Below are 7,522 nucleotides of genomic sequence, written 5' to 3' on the forward strand. Positions count from 1 at the left end.
CAGCAGTACCAATATGGCGCGGTAACTTTCTACCAGCTTCTGCAGGTTTTTTTCCGATCCATAAGTTTGATAAGCGTCGTGAGCTTGCTCTACTTGGGCTGTAAGCTCTTTGTATCGCGCGTGCTCTTCTTTGCTGAGTTTGGGGTGCTTACCCAGAACCAGCTGTGCGATGGCGCTTTGTGCACTTGGCGATTTCATTTGAGCTTCGGTAGGTGCTATGTCGGCAGGTTGGTAGCTTGCAACAAGGTATATGCCAACGGCCGCTAAGGTGGAAACGAAGCCACCTGCAACATAAAGTGGCCATTTCAGGTTCAGTGAGGGCGGCTCTTCTGTTTTGAATGATAGCGTGAAATCTTCTGGGCCATCGTCTTCGGGTGTGCTGCCGCCATAACGATGGATTGGGTGCTCACTGACCATTGTTGGGGTGTCGAAATCTGAGGTGTCATCACCATCGTGTTGGGCTACTTGTTCAGCAAGATAGTCAAGATCGATGTCGTCTAAGGCATTGATGAATTCTGCACCGCTTTGGAATCGGTCGTCTGGGCTTTTGGCCATAGACTTATCGATAAACCATTGCATTTCGCGGGCGTAGTGGGGGAGCTCTGGCACAGCTTCGGTAATGTGGCGAATCCCAATGGCAACGGCAGAGTCGCCTTCAAAAGGAACATAACCCGCCGTCAGGTAAAACAAGACAACCCCTAAACTGTATAAATCGGCGCGTGGGTCTACGTCGTTACCTTTGGCTTGCTCTGGGCTCATGTAGTGGGGGGTGCCAATAGCGGTGCCGGCCTGGGTAACGCTGATGTCTGTTTCACTGGCGCGGGCGATACCAAAATCCATCAAAACAGCGCGCTTGGTGCTGCTCTCAATCATGATATTTTCGGGTTTAATATCGCGGTGGACATAGCCTTTGCCACCGGAAATATCGAGTGCGCTGGCAATGTCTTTTACGGCGTGGATCTTCTCCATAAAAGTCAGGTTTTTACGGGCATGCTTGAGATCGGAGCCGTTGATGTATTCCATCGAAAGGTAGTAGGCGCCGTTAGATAGGCCAACGTCGTAGACCGTTACTATATTGGGGTGGATTAGCTTGCTCACGATTTGGGCTTCGCGCATAAAGCGTTGGCCAAAGGTAGGATCTTCGGTAAGCGCTTTCGACATTACTTTTAGTGCAATTTCGCGCTCAAAAATATCCTGTACTGCTAAGTAAACAGTGGCCATGCCGCCTTTGCCCAGGGTTTTGATTATTTTATAGCCCGGGATCTCTACCGCCATGATATTTCGTGTTCCAGTCAAAAGGGATTGTGAATATTTTTGGGTGGCTATCATAGCCTAAGCGCCCACTGTTGAGTAGTTCGGCGCTTTAATCGAGATACGGTTTAGGGTGAAAGATTGCGATGTGTTTTGATTTGGTGCAGAACAGAGTAGGAGTGAGGCCCAATCGTAACGGTAATGTAGGCCGTACATTCTTTGCGCGATAGTCCCTCTGAGGTTAAGCCTCGGACTGTGTGAAACCTTATTCGTGGGTGCATTGCACCGCAACGGCAATATCGAGCGAAACCTCACCAATGCAAGTTCAGGCATAAAGCTGAGATAGGGGCTGTACACAAAGGCAGTATTGAGGCCACAAAATCGTGTAGCACAAGAATAGGTAGTCTTTATATGCTTTTAGATTATTGCGCGATAAAGCCCTGATTTTCCTCGTTAATGAGTGCGTACAGGGGCTTATCTGTGAAATTGACGCTACGCTTTTAAGAGCACCTTAAGTGTATGAAGAATTTGCTCATGGTTTGTTGGGTAAAGGGATTTGATGCGAGGGGTGAGCCTGTTGAAGAGCAATAAAGAGTGGTGAGTCGTATTAACGTAATGGGTGGTATTTAATGCCGTTAAATGAACCGCAAGGGCGAGCAACGCTAGGCCGTGCTTGGTTGGGCACCCTCATGCGTGGGGTTAATATTGTCCACAGCCCTTTAACCGGTTGGTTTGTGCTCGGCCTGTCACTACTTATCACGGTGTCGGCATATTGGCTGGCGAATAAGGTAATGGATCTTCGTGCTGAGCAACAGTTTGAATTTGGTGCGGACGAAGTGCATGGGGCTATTCGAGAACGAATGGCGGTGTACGAACAAGCGTTACACGGAGCTGTGGGGTTATTTAACGCATCAAGCCATGTTGATCGTAACGAGTGGCAGCTGTATGTAAATTCAATGCGTTTGAATACTCGTCTGCCAGGTATTCAGGGGGTGGGTTATGCCGTGCAATTGGCGCCTGAGCAATTAGCCTCCCATGTGGCAGAGGTACGCAGTGAAGGGTTTCCTGATTATGCTGTGCGCCCTGCGGGGGAGCGCGACTACTATTCGGCGATTATGTACTTGGAGCCGTTTGATTGGCGTAATAAGCGGGCTTTTGGTTACGACATGTGGTCTAACGCTATACGGCAAAAAGCGATGCTGCACGCAAGGAATTCTGGCGAGGCTTCGCTCTCGGGAATCATTACTTTGGTGCAAGAAATCGATGAAGATTTGCAAAAAGGTTTTTTAATGTACTTGCCCTACTATGGTGAGTATCAGCATTTCTCGGAGGCTTCAGAAGTTTTTAATATTGAGCAGCGGCGAAAACATTTTGTGGGTTGGGTCTATGCCGCATTTCGTGCCAACGATCTCATGGATGGTATTTTGGGTGAGGATAAAAAAATAGATTTTACTGTCTATGATGGCGATAAAATTTCTCCTGATAATCTGTTGTACAGCAATAAGAAAGTAGTTGATGATAAAACTGAGCACGGTTTATTGTTGGCGAAACCCTTATTGGTGCAAGGCCATCTGTGGACTGTAGTCTACGAGGCCGAACCGGATTCTATTCTAAATCAGCAGCAAATGCAGCAACCTTTGTATATTTTATTGGCCGGTATCGTTATCGATTTTCTGTTGTTTTACGTTATCGTTTCGTTGCACTTTCTTAACAAACATTCGCGAGACCAAGCCATTAAATTGAGTGAAGCGAAAGAAGTCAGTGAGCAAAGCTTGGCTTTGCAGGCGCGTTTAATCGAAGAGGCTGAGCATGCTTCACAAACATTTTTTGAAATAGCGCCTGATGCATTACTCGTCGTTTCGTCAACGGGTGACATTGTTCAAGCCAATCAGCGGGCACACGATGTGTTTGCTTACGGCCGAAACGAATTAACGGGGATGAATATCGACGCGTTGGTGGCAAAGGCGGTTGCAGGTCATCATTCTGAATTACGCGCGTCCTACATGGCTCAGCCTAGCTCTCGCGTTGTGGGAGCTGATAGCTCGTTGGAAGCAGTGAAAAAAACAGGCGAAGCTTTTCAAGTAACCGTTAATTTAGTACCGCTTGAACATCACGGTTCATTGCATACTGTTGCTGCGGTGCATGATGTAACGGCGCAAAAAGTGGCCGAGCAAGCATTGGCGCAAGCGAAAGAAAAAGCGGAGGCGGCTAATCAATCGAAGAGTGAGTTTCTTGCCAATATGAGTCATGAAATTCGCACACCGCTGAATGCGGTTATCGGTTCTGCGCAACTGCTAGAAAAAACCTCACCTTCTGGGGCTCAGCAAAAATATGTGCGTATGATTCGGGGCGCGGGCGAGTCGTTGTTAGGCATAATCAATGACATTCTCGATTTTTCTAAAGTAGAGGCTGGTTGCATGGAGCTTTCTTCTACGCCTTTTAATTTAGATGAATTGGTGGAGCGTTTGTCAATGATGATGAGCGTTAATACGGGTGATAAAGCGCTTCAACTCGAAATTCACCTATCACCTTCGGTGAGACGTAATTTGCGGGGGGATGCACTGAGGTTACAGCAGGTTTTAATTAATTTAACCTCAAATGCAATTAAATTCACCGCAAAGGGCTGTGTGAAAGTGTGCATCGAGGGCGAATTTGATAGCGTACAGCAATGCCAGAAGATGGTATGTACGGTATCAGACACGGGCATCGGCATGACGCCGGAGCAGCAAAAGCAGCTTTTCAATGCGTTCTCGCAGGCCGACGGTTCTATAACGCGCCGCTATGGCGGCACAGGTTTGGGCTTGGTGATTTCAAGTCGCATCATTGATTTGATGGACGGACGAATATTTTTGACCAGCGAAGCGGGTATCGGAACAACCTTTGGTTTCACCATCGATTTACCGGTTGCCGAGCCATCAAACGATATCACTGTGGAGCACAATAAAATATCACCTGTTTTATTGTGCAGCGATAATGAGGGAACGCAGCAAAGTGTTACTTCTAATGTGGAATATTTAGGTTGCCCGATAAGTACAATAACCTCGGCACAGTTATTGGATTACGAGACGTTGGATAGTCGGCTATTAGAGGCGGTGAGCTTTGTTTTAATGGACATGGATGGGTTAGGGTGCTCTCTTGAATCGGCGCACGTATCGCTTCGCTCTGCGGGTTTGTCGGCTTGTCCTTTTGTACTTGTTTTAAGTAATTCTCATCGGGCTTTACTATTGGACGAGAGCATCCATTCTTATTTTTCGAATTATATGATTAAACCCGTTACGGCGCTTGCTTTGCGGGCAGTACTTAACGAAAAATACAGCGCTAATGGTGAGGGTGGCTATTCGTTGGACGCAAATCCTAACGATTTAGAATCAACCACTTCGTTGTTAGGTATTAATGTTTTGTTAGTTGAAGATAATGTCTTAAATCAAACTATTGCATTAGATGTATTGGAAGATTTGGGTGTGACTGCGATTGTCGCCAATAATGGTGAGGAGGCGATTGCTGCGTATTTAGCTGACCTTAGTTCGCAGGCTGGGCCATCATTTGCCATGATTCTAATGGATGTACAAATGCCGGTAATGGATGGTGTTACCGCAACGCAGATATTAAAACGCGAACACCGATGTACGTTACCGATTATCGCAATGACGGCGGGTGTATTAACGTCTGAACGAGAGCAATATAGCGAAGCGGGAATGGACGGCTTTGTCGCGAAGCCCATTGATCACGAAGAACTTTATCGAGAGATGAACGTTTGGTTGCATCGCTCATTGAGTGTAACCGCTGCTGGCGTTATTGAAAAAGGCAGCTCGGAGGAGAATATTACAGTCACGTCTTCTGATGCTGTAGCGAGCAATGCTAGTGAGGTAGGGCGCTTGGAAATATTAAGTTTAGAGCGTTTAAATACTCTAACGCGTGGGCGCGCACCAAGGATTGCTCGTTTATGTCAATCGCTACAGTCGGCGGTTGAGAATGGTAATGTCATTTTGGCCGAGACAGCGCTTGCCGTTGGACAGGGCGATTATCAGAAAGCTAAATTCTCTTTGCATAGTTTTAAAGGGCTAGCAGGGAATTACGGCGCCGATCAATTGTATGCGCATATCCAAGATATCGAATCTAGAATCATGGCTGACGATTTTGATAACTTAGGCGCAGATGTGGACGCGCTAAAAAATGAAATGGCTGAGTTTGCGGTATTGGCCACCGCCTGGGTTGAGGCTAATCAATCCGCATAATCCTGTTCGGTAGTGCACGCCCCTAAAATGCAATATCCGGTATTGGGCAATCGAGTACTAGTGCGACCATACGTAATAATGCAATCTCATCGTCAGTAATTTTTCCATCACTTTTTATGCACGCAACTAATGCTTTGAGTAATGCGGGTTTACTCAGCGGTTTAAGCTGGCTCAGTTGTGTGAGGGCGCCGTCGAGCTTTTTCAGCGAAACTGCCGCTGGAGCGGGAAGTGGAACCCCCAATATCGCATTGACGTCTTTGAGTAGCGTTAAGCGTTGATCCGCTTCTGTATGGCTGGCCGCATAATAAAAAAGAATGCTTAATGCTGGTGCGCAATCACTCAATTTTATGTTGCCCGAAAGCTGAGCTTTGAAAGGCGCTATTGCGAGTCGATAAATACACCATTCAAACAGTGTGAGTTGTTTGTCGGCTTCAATTAACGCTTTTGCGCAACATTTAAAGACATCGGCTTGCTCTTTAGATTGGTCTTGAAGGGCACTTTCGGCCATTAATAGTAGGTTGTGGCAATCGCCTTGCGATAGCTTTGCTATTTGGGGGAGTAACCCTGCTAGTGCTTTAACGGTTGCGGGGTGTGCATTTTTCGTGAGGTAGTCATGTTGTGCATCATGAAAATCTTTAGGTGTGTTTGTAATAATTAAGCCGTAAATTAATGCGCGGGCACTAAAGGCGCTATGCGAGGCTTCAATTAAGGCACTTGGAAGTTGTTTTATGTGTAATTTTGCGGCGTCCAGATTTTGTGCCGAAGGTTGACCTACGCAATTGACGAGTGCTTCACCGGCTTGCGCGCTTGTCATTGTTTGAGCCGTACGGCTGGCGTTGTGTGCACCGCTGGAGCCTGCAAAGCCCATGGCATTATCGGCGACATCACTGCTGGGCTGGGTGTGCCGGTTGCTACCGTTTGGGGAGTTTTTAGGCTGCGCTTCAAATGAATGCCCCAGCCGGCTGATGCGTTCGTCAATGTCGGGGTGTGTCGAGAATAGATTACTGAAAAATCGTGCGCGCAAACTAGAAAAATAGAAGTGACTGTACTGCTCGGCGTTTTCTGATTCGATACTTATCTCATCGGGGCCGCGGGCAATTTTTTTAAGGGCATTAGCGATACCTTCAGGGTTTCGGGTGAATTGTACGGCGCTGGCATCGGCGAGAAATTCACGTTGCCGGCTGACGGCGGCTTTAATCATATTGCCACAAAAAGTACCGGCGTAACCGATGGCCATTAACGCGAGACCTACCCCGGCGGACTTATTATCGGACCGTGAGCGGCTATGGTGACGGCGGCGGCCGAACCTTGATCCGCCCACCATATGCTGCCCAATAAGACCAATTAATAAAATGCCGTGTAGCAGGGCAACAAGGCGCATATTGATTTTCACATCGCCAAAATTAATATGGCTAAACTCATGCGCTACAACACCTTGTAATTCATCGCGGGTTAGTTGCTCTAAAGCACCTTCGGTGGCTGCCACGACGGTTTGATGCCGATTAAAGCCCGCGGCAAATGCATTTATACCATGGCCCGGAATAACAAAAACTTTGGGCACTGGGCTGCCTGAGGCAAGCGCCATTTCGGTAACAATATTAAAAAACTGCTTGTGTTGGGGGTTGTCTGTTTCGGGGTGCACATGCTTGGCATTCATTGATAGCGCAACTTGAATACCGTTGCCGCCAAGTTGCAGGCTTTTGTAGGCGCTGCCTAAAAAAATAACCGTTAAGGTTCCTAGCGCAGACCAAGCAAAAATTGGATTAGTGAATAGAGCCTTCCAATAGCCGATATCCGTCCACTGAGTGTCAACAACTGTTTGAGTTTGAAAATAAGTCACCACACCAGAAGCAATAATTGCGGTGAATAAAACAACCAGAGCGACCGCCACCAATAGTAGTAGAACGAGGCGGGTAGTTTGGCGTCGGGCTTTATCTTGATGCTCAAAAAAGTTCATAGTGGGAATGGCGTCTCGTTGGGGGCTAAGGGGCGAGGTAATAATAGTTTATCCAATTAGGCGAAGAGATCGGCTTTCT

3 protein-coding genes are annotated in these 7,522 nt (G+C 47.3%); 1 reads left to right on the forward strand and 2 read right to left on the reverse strand.

Annotation, left to right across the window (positions count from 1 at the left end):
- A partial coding sequence (locus AC3A8L_RS18040; RefSeq protein ID WP_487963668.1) for a protein kinase domain-containing protein occupies positions 1–1,275 on the reverse strand: 1,275 nt, incomplete at its 3' end.
- A gap of 605 nt (positions 1,276–1,880) precedes the next feature.
- Between AC3A8L_RS18040 and AC3A8L_RS18045 the strand changes: the two genes are divergently transcribed.
- Positions 1,881–5,486, forward strand: coding sequence for a CHASE domain-containing protein (locus tag AC3A8L_RS18045; protein ID WP_487963669.1), 3,606 nt, complete (start codon positions 1,881–1,883; stop codon positions 5,484–5,486).
- A 22-nt stretch (positions 5,487–5,508) separates the two neighbouring features.
- On the opposite strand, the gene AC3A8L_RS18050 is transcribed toward AC3A8L_RS18045, so the two are convergent.
- On the reverse strand, positions 5,509–7,443 hold the full coding sequence (locus AC3A8L_RS18050; protein ID WP_487963670.1) for a M48 family metallopeptidase: 1,935 nt from the start codon (positions 7,441–7,443) through the stop codon (positions 5,509–5,511).
- Between the last annotated feature and the right edge of the window lie 79 nt (positions 7,444–7,522).

The sequence above is a fragment of the Marinagarivorans sp. genome (genome assembly GCF_982758155.1).